We start from the raw sequence: 19,264 nt of genomic DNA on the forward strand, positions 1-19,264 counted from the left end.
AAACAGCACTCATTGTTGGGTGCTGTTTTTGTATGTAAAAATAAAGGAGGAATGATTAAATAAATGAAATTAGTAATTGCGGAAAAGCCGTCGGCAGCCCAGAGCTACGCAAAGGCTTTGAACATAACCGCTAAGAAAAGCGGATATTTTGAGGGAAACGGATATATCATTACTTGGTGTATCGGACATCTTGCAGGCTTGGCGGACGCAGCGGCGTATGATGAAAAATACGCGGTATGGAAATATGAGGATTTACCTATCCTACCTGAAAAATGGCAGTTTGCCATAAACAAGGGCAAGGAAAATCAGTATAAGGTTGTCAGCGGTTTAATGAACCGAAACGACATAACCGAGATTATAAACGGGTGCGACGCAGGACGCGAGGGCGAATTGATTTTCAGATTTGTATATAATATGTGTGGCTGCAAAAAGCCGTACTTCCGTTTATGGATTTCCTCAATGGAAGAAAGCGCAATCCGCGAGGGATTTAATAACCTCAAAGACGGACGCGAGTATGATAATCTTTATAATTCCGCGTTATGCCGCGCAAAAGCTGATTGGATTATCGGTATAAACGCAACAAGACTGTTTACATCACTGTATAGAAAGCATTTGAATATAGGACGCGTTCAGACGCCTACCCTTGCTATGATAGCAGAACGGGACAGCAAAATTTCAATGTTCAGGAAAGAAAAATATTATACCGTTGAAATTGACGGCGGCAATATTAAGGCTGTAAGCGATAAGATTTCCGACAAAGACGAAGCGCAGAATTTACAAGCGGCTTGCCACGAAAGGCAGGCCGTTTGTATTTCCGCTGTTAAAGAGAAAAAGAAAACAGGCGCGCCGAAACTGTTTGACCTCACAACATTACAGCGCGAAGCAAACCGAATATTCGGATATACGGCGAAACAGACGCTTGACTATGCTCAATCGCTTTATGAAAAGAAGCTGATTACATATCCGAGAACCGACAGCCGATATTTAACGGACGATATGCACAATACTGTTATTAAAATCGTTCATATAGCGTCAAAATTCGCGCCGTTCTCAAACTGTACGGATTTTAAGCCTGATACATTCTGCTTATTCAATAATGAAAAGGTATCAGACCACCACGCTATTATTCCGACGGCAGAAATTGAAAATATCAGCTTGGCGGAAATACCAAACGGCGAAAGTAATATACTTCACCTTATTATGTGCAAGCTGTTATGTGCGGTTAATTCCCCGTATGAGTATGAAACGATTACCGCAGTTTTGGAGTGCGGCGGCGTACAGTTTACGGCAAAGGGTAAAATCATTTTATTTGAGGGCTGGAAAAATATCGAACAGCTTTTTAAAAGATATATTCATTCGGACACAGACCGCGCCGAAGATGTATTTTGTATTACAAAAGGCGAAACCGTTACCGTTTCATCAGAAGTCAAAGAGGGTTATACCTCACCGCCGAAAGCGTTTACGGAGGACACTCTATTATCATCAATGGAAACGGCAGGAGCCGCCGAAACAACGGACGAAGCGGAACGCAAGGGCTTGGGAACGCCGGCGACAAGAGCGGCAATTATAGAAAAGCTGGTACAGACAGGTTTTGCAGAGCGTAAGGGCAAGTCTATTGTTGCAACTCATAACGGTATAAGTCTTGTCAGCGTTCTTCCCGAAAAGCTCACATCACCTATTCTAACGTCCGATTGGGAAAATAACCTTGCCGAGATTGCAAAGGGCAATTATCCGCCGGAGCAGTTTATGAAAGGAATTGAGGATTTGACAAGGGAGCTTGTAACCACATATTCATTCATCACAGACGAGGACAGAGCGATATTCCGCGCGCCGCGTGAGGTTATCGGTATATGTCCCCGCTGCGGTTCGGACGTACACGAAAGCAAAAATAACTTTTATTGCGCTAATAAAAGCTGTAAATTCGTTATGTGGAAAAATGACAGGTTTTTCACAAGCAAGCGAAAAGAGATTACAAAGAAAATGGCGTCTGATTTGCTCGCAAAAGGCAGAACAAAGGTAAAAGGCTTGTATTCCGAGAAAAAGGATAAGACCTATGACGCGGACGTGGTTTTAATCGACAGCAACGATAAGTATGTACATTTCAGGCTGGATTTTGACGGAAAGTGAGGTTGATATATGGCAGATACAGAAGGCACACCAGATTTTCACTTGGCCGCTTATGTTACCAATCTTGGAAAATATAACGAGGGATATTTAGTAGGCGAATGGGTGAAGTTCCCTGTTACTCCTGATGAAATGCAAGATGTATTTAGGCGTATAGGTATAGGCGGAAAAGATGTATTCGGTTCGCCGTATGAGGAATGGTTTATTACAGACTATGATTGTTATATTGACGGGATATATGATATGTTGAGCGAATATGAGAGCCTTGACGAATTAAATTATCTCGCAGACAAATTAGATGAAATGTCGGACGCGGAAGTACAGCATTTTAAGGCTATCGTTAAAATGGGCGAACATTCAGACAGTGTACAGGATTTGATAAATCTAACTGAAAATCTTGATTGCTACGAAATATATCCAGATATTACAGACGAGTATGATTTGGGATATTACCTTATCAATGAATTGGGCTGTTATGATATGAACACACTGAAAGCATTGGAAAATTACATTGATTATAAGGAGTATGGAGATGATACTGCGCTGAATGAAAACGGTGTATTTACGGATTACGGTTATGTTGTGTGTAATCAAAGTGATTTTAAAGAGATATACAACGGCAGCCGTGATGATATTCCTGACGAATACCGTATAAGCTCTATACCCGATATTGAAGCTGAACAGAAAGACGCTGTAAAAACAGAAGAAAAAAAGCCGTCAATTCGTCAGCAGCTTGCGGAAAATAAGTCAAAATCCGAAAAGACGCAATCCGTACCGTTAAGGCAAAAAAACGATTTGAGCCTATGAGGTTTGGTATCTGATGAAACGTATTGACATAACAAACGGAATTATGCGGATTGATACTAATACGGAAACATTTGATATTCAGAAAATCCAAAACCGCCGTTTTATGTATAATCCGCAGACAGGCACGTTGATTTTGGGAATACAAACACAATGCAACGATTTCTTTTATAAAAAGGTTACGGAATATCGGCGTATAGGTATAAGGTCAAATTTCAACGAGTTTGTGAGTGGCTGGGTTGGAAGCGGTAAAACGGGCGTAATAGATTTTACGCCCTCCGTTCCGACTGCCGCAAAATCTATTTTTAATAAAGCGCTTGATACGCTTATTATGTTTTACAGAAATAACGCAAATATGAAAACAGAAATAAGAGGGTTCGGCAATACGAAGCCGCAGCCTTTGGAAAATATTATAACTGAAAGAGAGGTTGAGCTAATGGCAAAAGCACAAGCAACAAAAGCGCCTGAAAAATCGGAGCCGTCAAGGGCTTCTGTACAGGCGATAGAATTATCCGGCGAAACGCCCTATGAAAAATTGAGCGAGATTTTGAAAAAGCTGGAGGACGGAGTGAAAGACATATTTAACGGCGATAAATATGCGGAATATCTTGCGTGTATGTCAAAATTCCATAATTACAGTTTTAGAAATTCGCTTTTGATTTTAATGCAAAAGCCCGACGCTTCTATGGTGGCGGGATTTGGCGCATGGCGCGATAATCACAAACGCACAGTAAAACGAGGTGAACGCGGTATTAAAATAATCGCGCCGTCCTCATACAAAACAAAAAAGCAGATTGAGAAAATAAATCCGGCAACAAACAAGCCGATTATAGGCTGGGACGGTAAACCGCTTACAGAGGAAAAAGAAGTAACTATCCCCACTTTCCGAGTTGCTACCGTATTTGACTTGTCGCAGACGGAGGGCGAACCGCTGCCGAGTTTGGGAGTTGACGAGCTTACGGGCAATGTTGCGGATTTCAAAAAGTTTTATGCCGCACTTGAAAAAATATCGCCTATGCCTATTGGGTATGAGGATATAGATACGGGAGCAAAGGGATATTGTAATTTTGAAGAACAGCGAATAGCCGTAAAAAACGGTATGAGCGAGGTTCAGCAGTTAAAAACGCTGATACACGAAATTGCACACGCTAAACTACACAATATTCTCAAAGAAAAATCAACGGAATTGACGCCCGAAGAACAAAAGAACAATCGTACAATGGAGGTTGAAGCTGAAAGCGTCGCCTATACCGTTTGTCAGCGATATGGGATTGACACTTCCGATTATTCTTTCGGATATGTTGCGGGTTGGAGCAAAGATAAGGAATTACCGGAGTTAAACGCTTCCCTTGACACAATACAAAAAACGGCGAATGAAATTATATTAGGCATTGACGAGTATTATAAAGAGCTTGCAAAGGATATTGAGCAGACCGAACAGGAAACGGATTATACACAATTTACGGGCTGGGATTTTAACGGCGGATACGCTGCAATCAATACAGACGCTAATTATCTGCAAGTATTTTTTAATGAAAAGCCGGACGATAATATCCGCGCCGAATTAAAGGCAAACGGTTTTCATTGGGAGCCGAAAATAAAAGCGTGGCAGCAGCCATTAACAGGCGAAGTCCTTAACGCTGCTGACAAGGTGGAGTATATCAGACCATTAGACGGTACATTACCGTCTGAATTTCAGAAACGAAACGAGGAACCGGCGAAGATAGCCGAACAGGACGGATTTTCTGAATTGTCGGACGCAGACGCGGCAGACGGCGCAAAAGTATTTGAGCCGGAGGACAATTCCAAAGACACACCTACCATTGACGAGCTTGAAGCAAAGGCGAAGAATGGCGAACCTGTCGCTATTATGGATATTATCGCGGCAAATGAAGCGGAAAAAGTTAAGAAAGGCAAAACGCCTTCCAAAAATGAGACATCTAAGAAAAAGCCGTCAATCAAAAAGCAGTTGGCGGAAGCAAAGGCGCAGGCAGATAAACAGCCGCAAAAATCCGAAAAGGTCAAAAATGCGGCTTTGGAGGTTTAAGCTATGCGTAAGTTTGAAAATGTGGATATTATAAATTCGCTGCGCCGAATAATGAACATAAATACAGAGCATTACAAAAATGATTTTTTTCTTGATGTTGATACAATACATACGGCAGCGTTAAGCGACAGTGCAGAAGATAAGTATTTACTTTTTATGTCGCGTCTGAACGGTACATACTGTTATTGTGAAACGGACGTCTTTACAAAAGATACATCAGCATATAATACTTGGACATACTATGGCGAACAGGCACACGACAATATTATTGCCTATGCTATTAAAATAACGGGTTTTGAAAATGAAGTCATCAAGGGCAATCTTTATGAATTAGATTATCCGAAGCATTTTAAACACGTTATAAATGTTTCGGTGTGTGCCGATAGTGTTTCCGCTGATGAAGAATTAAAATTTACTCTATCGTGCGAGCATAAACGACTTGAAAAGCTGAAATGCGGCAATATTGACAATCATATTGCGGATTTGTCAAAAAAGAAAATCAAGGCGCAGCTTGATAAAATGACGGAAGCTGAAAAGGAGGATATTATAACCCACGTCGAATTAAGCAAAGATTTTGGCGAAGCAGATTTACTAACGCAGGCAGATATTGATTTATACAATGCCATAATTGCAGAACGGACAGCGAAAAAGCCATCAATCAAAAAGCAGCTTGCGGAAAACAAGGGTAAATCCGAACCGATGAAATCAAAAACACAACAACAAAAGGAGGATATTTTACTATGACATTTTCACAGGACGAAATAAATTTGATGTGTATTTATGATACATCTGATAAGACGGAGCTTTTAAAAGAGCTCCGTTTTTCTGTTCCGTACATTGAAGATACGGAATTAAAGGAAATTACGGAAACGGTTATTGACAAGCTGGAGCGTATGACGAATGATGAATTTTCTAAGCTGGAGCTTGAACCTGATATTGATATGGAGGATTAGCCTATGGCAGATGAAAAAGATTTTAGAGAGCCGGACGGTGCTACTCAGGATTACGAATTAGACGAAGTATTTGAACTTGCTTTTGAAATAGACGCATTTTTAAGAGCGCATAATTTGAAATACAGGACAAAATTTCCTATGGAACAAAGGCAGCGTGAAATACTTGCGGATAAAATGTTAGAAAGCGACACATTTTATATTAAACATCTCATATCTTCCGTATTGGGACACGAGGGCGACGCACTGATGAACCGCCTTAATGCTTATGAAACGGAATTTAGAAAAAATCAATATTCTGTCTATCATCTGAAATCGGATTATGACAAAAAATGCGGATATAGCTTAAAGTCTGAAAGAGAAAAAGGAAATTATATAAATAAGGATATGTATGAGATTGTTCGTTCCGAACCGCTTGAACAGTATAAAACGCCTATGGAAATAGACGTAGGCTTAATGATAAATAAAGCCGCCGGCGCTGCTGTTTATCAGCCTGATTTAAGGGATATTATCGTCATAAATTATGACGGTCAACAAAAGGCATATTTCAAAGGATTAAAGGAATATACAGAAGCTCCCGAATTTACAGGGGTTCATATAACATCGGCGGCATTAAATAATTATAAAGGTCTGACGGCTTTTCTCGGAAAAGACGGTAATGTTTATTTGGGAAAAAGTGAACGCAATCTATATAATTCCGAAAAAAAATCATTGCCGTTTTATAACAATTCGGATAATTCCTTAACCTTTATTTCCGATAATAAAAAAATGTTCTCTTTCCTATGCGGTTCTGGCTGGGTATTATCTCAATCTGAAATGATAGAAAACGGAGCTTTTACAAAAAGTGATTATCAGGAATTTGCGGAATTGCAAAAAGGTGTATTATCAAAATTTGAGCCCATACGGGAAATAACCTTTAATGGTGAACCGTTCAATTATCCCGATTACAACCGTAATATTGAACAGACAGCCGAAAAACAAAAAAATGAAAAAGGAGTGTTAAAAAATATGAATGACTATAAATTTGCAGCTTTTATCGTCAACCGTTCCGAATATGACAACGGAAACAGAGAAACAAGCGGTACGGAACTGTCTTTCCCGACAGACGCGGAAACGGTAAAGCGGACATTTGCAGAAATAGGCTTACCTGAAAACGCAAGCCCTGATACATACTTTTTTGATGATTACGCTTGCGGCAATGATGATTTAAAAAAGTGTTTAACTATGTATGAAAGCGTTGACGCGCTAAATTATTTTGCTATGCGTATATCGGAATTGGAAGATACTGAAATGACCGTTTTTCAAACCGCGCTTAAAGCCGGCGAATGTAAAAATATAACGGACGCAATAAATATTACATACAATATGGAGTATTATAATATTGTTGACAATATATCTAATTGGGCAGATTACGGAAAGTATATTGCACACCGAGATATGCTTGATGAAAGAAATATGAATTATGAAGAATACGGCAAACATCACGCATACGATCATGGCGGATATTTGCTTGACGGTATTGTCTTAGAAACAGGCTGGACGGAGTTTGACAAAGTGTATGACGGTAAAAACATACCTGACGAATATCGCGTTACCGTACCTACGGAGCCGCAAAAAATGACCGTTCTAATTGTGCCGCCTATGCAGGAGCCTTATATAAAGGAAATTTCGACAGGTCTTGAAGCCCTCCAGAAAGAGGTTGGCGGCAGAATTGAAGTTGTATATCCGTTTGCGGAGCCTGTCGGTCTTATTTGTAATGACGAGGGCAAAAATGAGAGAATGGAATTAAACCGTGCGCTTTATGACGCAGAGGATAATATGTACGATATTATCGCAGGAACATTTGTATTAGCAGGATTATCTGGCGACAACTTCGGCAGCCTTGATAAAGACCAGATAAAGCAGTTTTCAGAGCGTTTTGCTAAACCTGAAATGTTTATGAGAATTAACGGAAAAATAACGGCGGTCGAGGTCAAGCCCTCAATTAAAGCAAAGTTAGACAGATTGCAAAAGGAACAAAACAATACTGATAAGCCGCAGCCGCAGAAAAAGCCGCGTGAGGAAACGCTATGAGTGATATTATACGAATGACGCCCGAACAGGCGCGGCGGAGCCGAGCATTGATAAAAAATCAATGCTGTAATTATGACAACGGGAATTGTATTTTACTTGATGACGGCGAGCCTTGCGTCTGCCCTCAAAGTATTTCATATTCACTTAATTGTAAATGGTTCAGAACAGCGGTTTTGCCGAATGATAAGGAATTGTACATAAAGCTGATGAAGCCGAAGAACAGGAAAAAATGTACGGTTTGCGGTAATGAATATACGCCGACAGGGCGCAATTCAAAATATTGTGATAAATGCCGCCGAAAGATACGATTGCGTAAAGACGCTGAACGGAAAAGAAATAAGCGGTCTATGTCCGCATTTTAAGGGAATAAAACCGCATAAAATCAAGTGTTTCAAAGCCTAAAATTGATAAAGTAATGATAGCATATCAAATACCCTTAAAATAGGATTGAAAACGCGGACATTTTATATTAAATATAGATAGGAATAACTGTTATATTAGCCGTTATTCCTGTCTTATTTTTTTGATGTAAAAAGGTATTTACAATAATAGTAATTTATGATATATTTATAAATGCGAAAACAATTTTTATATTTATAGCTTTTTTTGCATACAATTTTTTTTGGCACGAAGAAAAACATTTTTATCATATGATAAAAATGCGTACTCTTTTTAATACTTTGTGCCATATGTTACAACGTATATTGGAAAGTATAAAAATTGTTTTCGCAGACAATAGAGTATCGCATTTTTTGTGCGTTGCCTCTATTGAAGCGACGCACTTTTATTATGCAATTTTATTTAATGAAAAGAGTTGTTACATATGGATTTAAAATCTACCCTATATCAAAAATTATCAGAACAAGATAAACAAAACATAAAAGAATTAACGAATAAATATAAAACATCTGATTATACATTAGCAGAAATTTTTAATGTAAAATCCGAAATCTACAAAAACATTCCGCTCTCACAACTTTGTTTGTCTGCAAGAGTCGTGTCTGCTATTATACGATTTAAAAATATTATTGATTTAGAAAAACTACTAAATTTGACTTTGCCGCAAATATGGGGAATAAAGAATTTGGGTGAAATTGGGATTAACGAATTAGTATTACTTATTCAAAAATATATAAATGACCATACTCCTAAAACGAAGAATAGTGTACAAAAGCCAACAAACGAAGAAATCCAAAATTTGCTCAATGCCATACATTCACAAGGACGTAGCGTAAGAGAAGTTACCGAGTTGTTAGAAAAGAATATTATATAGTCAAAGAGAAAAAGGAAGCATAACCGCTTTGGTTATGCTTCCTTTTGTAAATCCTTTTTGCATAACTCTATTGCTGCGTCTTTTTCTGCTTGTGTAAAAGTATAATCCAACCAATGCCAATTACCGTTAAAATCCACATAATACAGTTGTTTATCATATTCGGACGATATAACATATTTGTCCTCGTCAGCGTGATATGAAATCTCTATTCCAAAACAATCCTCTTTATAATACTTTCCGTCTATTTTCTTTGCTTGGGCTACATATTTGCTTGGAACATCAGTAACCAATATTGCGAAAACCTTTATATCGTCTAAATCATCACAATTATCTATTTCTTCAATTTTCATTTTACGGCAGCCTCCAATAACAATTTCCTTGCGACTGTAAACATTTCCATTCCGACAGCGGGAATATCTCGATAACAGGTATCAAGTGAAAATTGCTCGTCATAATTAAATGACGTGTCTGCTGATTGATAGATTTTCTCATAAGCCGTTTTTGTTGCAGTGTCAATATCCATACCGTTCTGAACCGCTGTAATCGCATCTGCAATCAATACCTTTAATTCTTCCTCCGCTTTTGCGTATGCGTCAGGTCTTAACTGTTTATCCCTCATAACGCGGATTGCGTTCTGCGCGATTGGCGATAAGATACCGTAACCGTTACCGTCTGTCTGATTTGCCATTACAGCCTTGCGGATTTTTGTATTAGCATATCCGGCAGCTAATGTGTAACCGAGCTTGCCCGTCTGCACTTCATCAAGAATATCACCTACAATATTTTCAGTGATTTGGATTTGTGCTTCTGTCGCATTAAGCGGCGCGCTTTCTCTTGGAATCGGGGCGGCAAACGCTGTTGTCGCTGTCGCTGATAATGCAGCGATTAGTGTTAGTGTAATAATTTTCTTTTTCATAGTGAAAACCTCCTGAAATTAAAATATATTTTCTCTATACTAATTATATCACTTACTATATGCCGCGCCCAGCCGGAAAAGCGCACAAGGTTTTAACATCAGCCTGTATAAAACGCCGAATGACTATTCTATCTGATTTTCTCTTGTCGGTTCGCTCCTTTGCGGAGTGTGCAGCATAGCGTCAACATTAGCTTTTACAATATCAATTTCGGACACCTCTTTTTTCGCTTTTCTGTAATCGGTATATAATTTCTGCCGCTGCTCCTCTAATTCCATACGCTGAACATTTACGCTTTCAAGCGTCGGTAATTTTCTATCGGTCTGCTCCTGCGATAAATATTTATGAGAAGCCTTAAATAAAATAATTTCCCGTTGGTGTTCCTTTTCAAACTTTGCCTTGTTATTCGACTTGACATATTTATCATATACAGGACGGAGCGCCTTATATGTGCTTATATGCTTTCGTAAAATATTTATGTCGTTCAAATTCCGTTCAACTGATTTGAACTTGTCGGCGGTATCGTCAAACTGTTTGCACGTTTCATCAATACGGCTTTCCAATTCCGAATAGCTGTTTATATTATGCTCGGTCAAATAATTAAGCGTCTTTGAAGCCTGTTTAAGATTATTGATTTTAGCCCAATGCTCGTAGCCCTTGCTTTCTTGCGCCTTAATGCAATTCTGAATATCAATAATAAGGCTGATACGGTTATCACGAATAATCGGCTTGCGTTTGCGCGATTTTTCAATCCGTTTTGTAATTCCCTCAACACTGTATCTTTCGCCCAGCGTTTGAGCTTTCAGACGTATAAACCGTTCCTGCCCTTTGGCGCGGACAGATATATATTGACCTCGTTTTATCTCATAGCCCTGTAATTCCATAAGACGCAAAAAATCCTCAAAATCTTTTACTTGCGGAATTATCTTGTCAATCTCGGTTTTCAGTTTCGCCCTCCAGCTTGTCGGTTTATTCTCATACTTGGTATTTTTATTTTTCCTTTCAGCGTTTGGTTCGACAACGGATAATCCGTATTCCTTGCATAGTCTGTCATTTATGCGGCGTGAATGGTTATACCACTTTTCATTGATGTGGATATGCTTGTAATCAACAAAACTGACGTCATTACAAATTATATGATTATGAATATGTCCCTTGTCAATATGCGTTGTCAAAATGTATTCAAATTTACCGCCCAGCAGTTCATCAGCGAAACGCTTTCCGATTTCGTGAGCCTGTTCGGGTGTGGTTTCACCCGGCGAAAATGCCTGTATGATATGACGCGCGAGATGTTCTCCCTTATTATATGCGTGTTCTCTTGTGCAATCAAATTCAATATCTGCAATTTCAGGAGTACAGGCGTATGCGTGAACAAGCAGCTTTGCGTCTGTCTTATCGGGATTTAAAATATAGTCAATGGCTTTTCTTAGGGTAGTGTCAATAGTATGGTTCGTTGTAATTGCCATATTTTATTTAACCTTTCTTGAATTTCCTTTATATCTTCCTCATAAATGGAGCCAGTTTCATTTACGCGCTTTGCAATTTGATTTATATTAACGCCGATAGAATGTAATTCCTTGTTCATTTCCTTAATGTTGGTTGTGTCAGTATAAATAATTAAACCGTCAATCGCCATTTTCCGTAAATACGCGCCTATCTGTCGTGTCGGTAGCTGCGCCATTTTCTGCTCAATTAACTGTTTTTCTTCTTCTGTTACTCTGAATTTGATTTGAATATTTCTTTTTCGCTTTTCCATATATTTACCTCCGTTTTTTATCTGGGTTTGGGATTTGTTCCCAAAATATTTTTTGTGACTTTTGCAAGGCATAGACAAACAAAAAATCGCCGTTCGGGTACCCGGCGGCTTTGCTTGCTGGTAGCAAAAACCCCTTATATATGGGTAACAAATAAAAATAAGTTTTTCTGCACATCTTTAATGAAAATATAGCAAAACAGTGTAAAAATCTTGACAATTTATAGCTTTTATAATAAAATTTATTTATTGTGATTGTGTTGTAATATACATAAAGATATTACGAATTTACTGAAAAATATTTTTAATTTACATTGAAAGTGAGATGAAATAATGACACTGTGTATAGCTTTATGTGATGATGATAAAATAGCCTTAAATAATGAGTTAAGGCTTATAAAAGATGTTTTAAATGAAAAGAAAATAAAACACTCAATCGACATTTTTAGTTCACCGCAAAAGTTGTTACAGTCCGACACTGTCTATGATATTATATTTTTAGACATTGAAATGGCTGAAATGGACGGTATTAGTTTAGCTGAAAAAATAAGTATAACAAATAAAAGCTGTTTATTCTTTTTTGTAACCAATTACGAAGCATATTTTGATAATGCGTCTAATGTGCGACCGTTCAGATTTTGGACAAAACCAATAGACAGGCGCCGCTTGGTCTATGGAATTGACTCAGCTATACAGGAGCTATACAAAAATAATCAATTCATCAATGTAATGGTAAATTCGGAAAACATACAAATATTTATCAGTAATATTATTTACATATATGTTCAAAACAAGAAAACACATATTATAACGACCAAAGGTGAAATTATTGTAAGTATTCCGTATCAGACGGTTTTTGAACAAGTAAAAGATTACACAAATTTTTTTGAGCCTTTTAGGGGATATTGTATAAATTTCAGTTATATAAAAAGATATGGCAAAGATAAAATCTATTGCGGATATAGGGAGACAGAATATGAAATATATTTGTCGCGGCGTAAGCAAGAGGATTTTCAAAAAAACTTTGCTAAATGGATTGGAGAAAAATAATGCGGATTGATTTAGGAATGGTATTAGCAATAATATTTGAATATATAATTTTTATTTATTATGCTGACACTTTATTTTACAGAAAAAGAAATAAGTATCTTTGTTATGCAATAATTGCATTAGTTTATATTGCTGATTTGTTTATATGTGCACGCGGAAAGATAGTTGTAAATACTTTAACTTTTGTTGTAATACACCTTGTTATTTTTGGCGTATGTTATCGCATTAGCTGGAAAAGCGCATTGTTTCAAAGTATTTTACTCGCGGCTATAACTTCGGCGTGTGAATTTTTAGTTATATTTATTCCATATATTAGAATTATACCTGACAATACCATAGCAATGACATCTTCACAGTCGCTTATATTGACATTTGCAAGCAAACTCTTATATTTAATTGGAATAATGATAATAAGCCGCGTATTCTGCAAAAAACAGAAAAATGTACAAGCTACCTCTCTTGGACTTTTATCTATTCCTATTTTGACTGTTATTATAATTATGCTTGTGATGAAAGTCAATACAACATCACACTTATTGTCATTGGTGTGCTTCATACTAATAATAATGAATATTATTATTTTTGCAATAAATCAAAAATTGATGATAATGGAAACAGAGAAAGCAGAGTTGGAAGCTCAGCAATTAAAAGAAAAATTTGATTATGACGAATATATGATGTTAAAAGAAAATAATCAGCAAGCCTCAATACTTAATCACGATTTCAAAGAACATATAGGTGCTTTAAGCTCTTTAATCGGAGCTGATAATGAAACCGCTCAGGAATATATAAAATCTATTTGCGGCAAATTTTCTCAGCCTAAATTTATTGAATATTCAGATAATAAAATCTTAAATGTGCTTTTATCTAAGAAGAAAGAAGAATGTGAAAATCAAAATATACAATTTTTGATAGATCCCATACGAGCCGAGCTGTCGTTTTTTAACGATATGGATATTGTAACTATATTTTCTAATTTAATAAATAATGCTATGGAAAGCTGCGCCCATTCATCAGAGAAAAAAATTTATTTGAATATACATACTGAAAATCAAAATTTTATAGTTATAAAGATAGAAAATACATCAGATATAGAGCCTATTGTAATAAACGGCAGACTAAAAACTCACAAGGATAATGCGAAGCTGCACGGTATAGGAATGAACAGTATCAGCAGAGCATTATCAGCTTATAATGGTTCTTTGGATTGGAAATATAACAAAGAACAAAAGATATTTTCCACAACGATAATAATACAAAATTTAACCGCTTAGGCAAATATACGACCGCTTAGGCAATTTGGGTTGACTTAAATAACATTATTTGCTAAAATAATTTCATCAAAAGAGAAGGAGGAATTTACTATGCTATTAAGTAGAGTAAAAAAGTTGTGTCAAAAAGGAGCGTCATTTGCAATCAAGGCATTGCCTGTTATTGTACCTGCATTTCTTCTTTTTCACACAAACTCAACCTGCTGTATTGTAAACGGTCAGCCGACGCCGCCGAACAGCATAAAAAAGTACAGAAAGTTTTAAGCTATGATACATAAAATTTCAGAGAAAGCAATTATGTATGCAATCCTCAATAACTACATAAAACAGGAACAATATGACGAATATGTATATGCCCTTGAAATTATCTTAAATATATTGATTACAGATATTACTATGATAATTATAGGACTTGCTATGGGTATGATATGGGAATGTATTTTATTCTGGCTCGTATATAAAATCTTGCGTAAATATTGCGGAGGGTATCATTTCTCAACATCGCTGAAATGTTATTTATCATCTTGCATTATGTGTCCGGTTGTATTGGCAGTTGTAAGGTATGTTCCGTACAGTATGACCGTATGGGGCTTGCTTACCTTAACAGCGCTGATAATACTTTCTATTCTTTCACCTGTTGAAGCGGCGAACAAGCCGCTTGACGAAAAAGAACAGCGGATATTCGGAATAACGGCGAGAATTTTAATAATCATAAGTGCGGTATGCTGGAGTGTAACAGCCATAGTCTTTCGTCAGCTTATATTATCTAAAATCATATCGCTTAGTATTATAAGTGTTGCTGTGTTTGTTATAGCCGGTAAAATGTATTTAACTGTACGAAAACACAATTAAGAATTACCCTTATCCAAAAAAGGATAAGGGTAATTTTTTGTCAAATTTTAACCGCTGGGGCAAATATACGACCGCTTAGGCAAAAGCTATTGACATCAAAATTTTCCTGCCGTATAATGCAGATATAAGCAAAACAGCTTATTATATATCCCCTCACAACCAATCACAATATACCTATGGGATATATGGTAAATTGTTTATGATTTATAAACAGGGATTGAGTACATACGAAACGGTGCATTGTCTGATACGGACAGTTTGTAAAATCTGAATATGCGCGATAAATGCTATTTCTCAATGTTAGTTTAGTGAGCTTATCACATAGGGGCAAACCCGATATTTTGATGTTGCAGAAAAGCATATATCAAGCCGGCAAAATGATACGCGTATCGGCATAGGACGGTCTTATGGATTTTCTGTATGGATAATGCAAAGTTTCAAAAACAAAAAAAACAAATATAATGCTGATTTTATGTTAGACATAAAACAAGAGATACCCTCAATCTTAAATCTACGCACGCAAGCCTGATTAAAGATAAATAGAGTACCTCTCTTATTACCTCAGTATATACAAATTCCTTTGATTTGTCAAGTGATGTATAAGAGCTTGTTTTATGAAAGCAGGCGAATTGGCGTTATGACAAGAAAGGACGATTTATTATGAAATTGAGAAAGATTATTACAATGGGTTTGGCTGCTATTATGGCAGTATCGGCTATGAGCATTTCGGCATTTGCGGCAAACATTCCTATGCGTTCTGAAGTGGACACAAAAGCTGCATCAGCGGATAACCCAGTAACCTATCGTACCGAAGACGGAATAAAAATCACGATTTATGACCCTAATATATCGCTTGATTTTGCAGAAAAAGAAGAGCCGGAAATCGCATTAGCTAATGCGAGCGGAAGAGTTTATATTCCTAATATCCAAACAGGAGTAGGAAATAAGACAAACTCTTTCTCTGCTGACGGCAATAGCATTGTAAAATTTGGACTTTCAATATGGGAAGGCGGTCCTAAATACAATGTAGCATTATACAATTCAAAAAATGTTTGCTTGGCAGTAGCTGAAGATGTCCCTAAGAGCAGCGAGGGTACACTTGATGGTACAGGAAGTGACGGGGATTATTACTTTAGAGTAAGCACATACTACACCGCAGGTAATGCCTCATATTACGCATATACTATTTCAAAATAATACAACAGTTTATGGAGTATGCTTGTAAAGAGCATACTCCATTTTAATTAAATATATGTTCTCTAAATTTTATAGAAAGGATTATTTGATTTTGATGAAAGCAACAAAAATACTTATTATTTATTCATTGATATTTATATTGTTAAACTCTACCATAGTTCTTGCTGAACAGCGTAATGGAATATATGAACCATTAGACTATCTAAATGACAATACGCCACTCAGTATTGCCATTCCGTCAAGCAATGCGTGGAAAACGGAAATAGCAGCGTCAGAAATCAATTAGGAGTGGAACGACAACGACGAATTCAGCATTGTCAATTTTGACAATGCCGATATGTCATTTGATAATAACAATGTTTTGACAATGACTTTTAATAATGTTGACTATGAAAATGGAAACCTTGTTGTTTTACTGTTCCATAACAAAACCAAAGACGAATATTCGGCATTGCAGATTGATTTTTCAGAAACAGGCATACCCACTTTTCAATCTGAAATCCAACGCGACAGAGTTATGAAAAACAGCCTTAGCCGTTCGGGTTCAATTATTGTTGACGATAATATTCCTGAAACAGTGAATGACGCAAAACAGGAATACAACAAAAATGTTGAGCCTCCTATGGATATTGTCTTAGCGGACAGTCAGGGCGCAGAATATAATCCTGTTCCGTACACGGACGCAGGCAGCCGCCAATCGACAACCACATCATCAACAAAGTTTTATGTTTATAACGCTAACGGTATAAAACAGGATAATTTGACAGCAAATGAACCGTTCTATGCTATTCAATACCTGTCAAAGAACAGAAAAACAAATTGGTATGTGGCGCAGTCTAATGACGGAACGGTGGTATTTAAGTACGAGCCATACAATACAAGTAAATTTTATTTGTTTCAATTCGGCAATTTCTACGGAACGGCAACAACAGCCGCAGAGGTTAAGGATTGGACTTCTTATGCTTTATATTCCCATTCCGTAAGAGCAGACGGCGTTTACGGCAGCAATACAAGCGGCAGAAGCGAGCCTCAGCCGTATTCTCATTCTTATTCATCAGCGATAAGAGCGCCGGAAGTGTGGGCGTTAGAGGGTAATACAGGCGCATATGTTTATAAAAAGTCAATAAGCTATGACGGCTACAAGTCAATGTCCTCAAAAGTTCTGCTTTCTCAGGCAAAATTGAAATTTGACAGCGATACACCTACAAACGCATATATCTATATGTCCTCTAACAGTAATCATTCATCAGGTGCGATTGCTTGTGACATAGGCTTGATAGGTGCGCCTGCAAATAACGGTGGCTGGTATCTGATAGCAAGCCGAAACAATAATAACAGCAATACCACATCATCAGCCGGAATGAAAACCTTTTACAGTTCCCCCATTGTGCAGTCAACATTAGTAAACGGCGAATACAGACCGAAGCATGATATATATTTATACTATACATACGGCGACGGAACGGTATATTGTCAGGTGCAGAATGTAATAACGGGAGTAGCGCAAGAGGGATATGTGGACGATTACAGATTTAACACATCAGCGCCTAACATCTGTCTTATGACAGGTACGTCATTAGTTCCCGATATTTACGATAGTACGGGAACGCAGACGGCAGGCGATATAAAATGCGGCGCATATTTAAAAAATGTAATCTGGAGTGAAAATAAAATTTATAAGCAATCTTTATGGAAAGGTACAGCGTACAGCTTCGCAGGTAATAATTCATCTACCACAAATTATTTACTGACATACGACAGAGATAATGCAAGCTGTACCGCTACAAGCGACAGAGATACTATAAACATTTTTTATGACGCTGCATATGAACAATAATAACAAGATAAGTTAAGAGAAAGGAATGTTTTACTATGAAAAAGGTAATTTTAGGTTTAATAATTGGTATAGTTATATCGACGGGCACAATATATGCAAAACAGATAAATGACACAATAGAGATTGCGTATAATAACATTAAAATATCAGTTTTCGGACAAGAGTGCATTCCGAAAGATACGGACGGAAATATTGTTGAACCATTCATATATGAGGGTACAACATATGTCCCTATTAGAGCTATTTCACAGGCCTTTGGAAAACGTGTGGATTGGAATGACGAAACAAAAACCGTTGAAATCTGCCAACCATTTTCCTATCAAGAAGTTATGAAAGCTCAAGATGTAATTAAAACATTTTTTGATGATTTTGCAGAAAATAATTATACTGAAATGAAAAAAGTTCTTAGCGAGCCATTTTCTCAATATGATATTTCTAATGGTGTATATGGTATGAAATCAGCCACATTATCGGGAATTGAGTATATAGAAGAAAGTTCAGATTGGTCTACTGATACATTGATTTTTAATTGCACTTTCGATAATGTGGAGTTTACTCCTAACGCAAGTAATAATAATGGGAATAACAAAGGAGCTTGTTATATATTAGTTCATAAAGATAGAGATACATACACTATAAGTAATTTTGTTTCTGGACTTTAAAATACTTTAAGGATAAAACATCAATATTTTTCTTATACAGAATAACTTATTTACAAAATCAATATAATATGGTACAATATGGTTACTTTTATAATGTTTTTGTAATAAGGAGTGAACAGCGTACAGCCACAATGTGTGGATTGTCAAAAATTTATGCGCTATTATAGGATTATAGGGACTAATAAAAAGTCGGACTTGTCAAAAAAATTTGTTTGATAGGTTCGGCTTTTTTAGTTTCTAATGCGAAAAATGACCGTTTAAGACTAAATAATATAGAAAGCGTAATATTATGTGTATTTATGACAGATAGTATTATGCTTTTTTCTTTTTATACGGCAATGCTAAATATATATCAAAATTTTTTTGGGTATCTTTACGAAAAATCGTTCATTCAATATTATAAATCGTTTTTTTGTTTTATTATATCAAAAGTGTATGAATTATATCTTTTTGTTTC

Annotated in this window: 20 protein-coding genes; 16 read left to right on the forward strand and 4 right to left on the reverse strand. The window is 36.8% G+C overall.

What is annotated here, in order from left to right; genetic code table 11:
- Positions 1–63: 63 nt before the first annotated feature.
- From ACSAMO_RS05400 to ACSAMO_RS05435, 8 genes are all read left to right on the forward strand, one after another.
- The gene (locus tag ACSAMO_RS05400) at positions 64–2,127 is read left to right on the forward strand and encodes a type IA DNA topoisomerase (protein WP_022230671.1); all 2,064 of its coding nucleotides are present in this window, start codon (positions 64–66) and stop codon (positions 2,125–2,127) included.
- Positions 2,128–2,136: 9 nt separating this feature from the next.
- A complete protein-coding gene (locus ACSAMO_RS05405; protein WP_022230672.1) occupies positions 2,137–2,931 on the forward strand; it encodes an antirestriction protein ArdA in 795 nt (264 codons plus the stop codon).
- 13 nt (positions 2,932–2,944) lie between these two features.
- Positions 2,945–4,975: an ArdC-like ssDNA-binding domain-containing protein gene (locus ACSAMO_RS05410; RefSeq protein ID WP_022230673.1), complete on the forward strand. Its 2,031-nt coding sequence runs from the start codon at positions 2,945–2,947 to the stop codon at positions 4,973–4,975.
- A gap of 3 nt (positions 4,976–4,978) precedes the next feature.
- Positions 4,979–5,719 carry a hypothetical protein gene (locus ACSAMO_RS05415; protein WP_022230674.1) on the forward strand — a complete coding sequence of 247 codons (741 nt, stop codon included), beginning with the start codon at positions 4,979–4,981 and terminating at the stop codon, positions 5,717–5,719.
- The gene (locus ACSAMO_RS05420; RefSeq protein WP_022230675.1) at positions 5,716–5,928 is read left to right on the forward strand and encodes a transposon-transfer assisting family protein; all 213 of its coding nucleotides are present in this window, start codon (positions 5,716–5,718) and stop codon (positions 5,926–5,928) included. The genes ACSAMO_RS05415 and ACSAMO_RS05420 overlap by 4 nt, the downstream gene beginning before the upstream one ends.
- A gap of 3 nt (positions 5,929–5,931) precedes the next feature.
- Positions 5,932–7,998: a DUF3846 domain-containing protein gene (locus tag ACSAMO_RS05425; protein ID WP_022230676.1), complete on the forward strand. Its 2,067-nt coding sequence runs from the start codon at positions 5,932–5,934 to the stop codon at positions 7,996–7,998.
- Positions 7,995–8,360 (forward strand): cysteine-rich VLP domain-containing protein, encoded by a 366-nt coding sequence (locus tag ACSAMO_RS05430; RefSeq protein WP_118445735.1) that lies wholly within the window; start codon positions 7,995–7,997, stop codon positions 8,358–8,360. The genes ACSAMO_RS05425 and ACSAMO_RS05430 overlap by 4 nt, the downstream gene beginning before the upstream one ends.
- 461 nt (positions 8,361–8,821) lie before the next feature.
- On the forward strand, positions 8,822–9,271 hold the full coding sequence (locus tag ACSAMO_RS05435) for a hypothetical protein (protein ID WP_022230677.1): 450 nt from the start codon (positions 8,822–8,824) through the stop codon (positions 9,269–9,271).
- Between the two features lie 32 nt (positions 9,272–9,303).
- On the opposite strand, the gene ACSAMO_RS05440 is transcribed toward ACSAMO_RS05435, so the two are convergent.
- The 4 genes from ACSAMO_RS05440 to ACSAMO_RS05455 all read right to left on the reverse strand — a co-directional run bounded on the left by ACSAMO_RS05440 (position 9,304) and on the right by ACSAMO_RS05455 (position 11,941).
- A complete protein-coding gene (locus tag ACSAMO_RS05440) occupies positions 9,304–9,621 on the reverse strand; it encodes a hypothetical protein (RefSeq protein WP_022230678.1) in 318 nt (105 codons plus the stop codon).
- Positions 9,618–10,187, reverse strand: a complete 570-nt coding sequence (locus ACSAMO_RS05445) for a hypothetical protein (RefSeq protein WP_499209998.1) — start codon at positions 10,185–10,187, stop codon at positions 9,618–9,620. Before ACSAMO_RS05445 ends, ACSAMO_RS05440 begins: the two co-directional genes overlap by 4 nt.
- Before the next feature lie 123 nt (positions 10,188–10,310).
- Entirely contained in the window at positions 10,311–11,651 is a 1,341-nt protein-coding gene (locus ACSAMO_RS05450; protein ID WP_022230680.1) for a relaxase/mobilization nuclease domain-containing protein, read from the reverse strand.
- Entirely contained in the window at positions 11,612–11,941 is a 330-nt protein-coding gene (locus ACSAMO_RS05455) for a plasmid mobilization protein (RefSeq protein WP_022230681.1), read from the reverse strand. The genes ACSAMO_RS05450 and ACSAMO_RS05455 overlap by 40 nt, the downstream gene beginning before the upstream one ends.
- Positions 11,942–12,271: 330 nt before the next feature.
- On the opposite strand from ACSAMO_RS05455, the gene ACSAMO_RS05460 reads away from it, so the two are divergent.
- From ACSAMO_RS05460 to ACSAMO_RS05495, 8 genes are all read left to right on the forward strand, one after another.
- On the forward strand, positions 12,272–12,988 hold the full coding sequence (locus ACSAMO_RS05460) for a LytR/AlgR family response regulator transcription factor (RefSeq protein WP_022230682.1): 717 nt from the start codon (positions 12,272–12,274) through the stop codon (positions 12,986–12,988).
- Positions 12,970–14,262: an ATP-binding protein gene (locus ACSAMO_RS05465; protein ID WP_147514645.1), complete on the forward strand. Its 1,293-nt coding sequence runs from the start codon at positions 12,970–12,972 to the stop codon at positions 14,260–14,262. Before ACSAMO_RS05460 ends, ACSAMO_RS05465 begins: the two co-directional genes overlap by 19 nt.
- A 90-nt stretch (positions 14,263–14,352) precedes the next feature.
- Positions 14,353–14,523: a hypothetical protein gene (locus ACSAMO_RS05470; RefSeq protein ID WP_022230684.1), complete on the forward strand. Its 171-nt coding sequence runs from the start codon at positions 14,353–14,355 to the stop codon at positions 14,521–14,523.
- A gap of 3 nt (positions 14,524–14,526) precedes the next feature.
- Positions 14,527–15,111, forward strand: coding sequence for an accessory gene regulator ArgB-like protein (locus tag ACSAMO_RS05475; RefSeq protein WP_118446990.1), 585 nt, complete (start codon positions 14,527–14,529; stop codon positions 15,109–15,111).
- Between the two features lie 660 nt (positions 15,112–15,771).
- Positions 15,772–16,308, forward strand: a complete 537-nt coding sequence (locus tag ACSAMO_RS05480) for a hypothetical protein (protein WP_022230686.1) — start codon at positions 15,772–15,774, stop codon at positions 16,306–16,308.
- 91 nt (positions 16,309–16,399) lie between these two features.
- A complete protein-coding gene (locus tag ACSAMO_RS05485) occupies positions 16,400–16,594 on the forward strand; it encodes a hypothetical protein (RefSeq protein WP_499209999.1) in 195 nt (64 codons plus the stop codon).
- 51 nt (positions 16,595–16,645) lie between these two features.
- Positions 16,646–18,145: a hypothetical protein gene (locus ACSAMO_RS05490; protein ID WP_337869183.1), complete on the forward strand. Its 1,500-nt coding sequence runs from the start codon at positions 16,646–16,648 to the stop codon at positions 18,143–18,145.
- 35 nt (positions 18,146–18,180) lie between these two features.
- Positions 18,181–18,807 (forward strand): copper amine oxidase N-terminal domain-containing protein, encoded by a 627-nt coding sequence (locus tag ACSAMO_RS05495; protein WP_022230688.1) that lies wholly within the window; start codon positions 18,181–18,183, stop codon positions 18,805–18,807.
- The last annotated feature ends 457 nt before the right edge of the window (positions 18,808–19,264 follow it).

The organism is Ructibacterium sp. SJQ-7 (assembly GCF_054696575.1).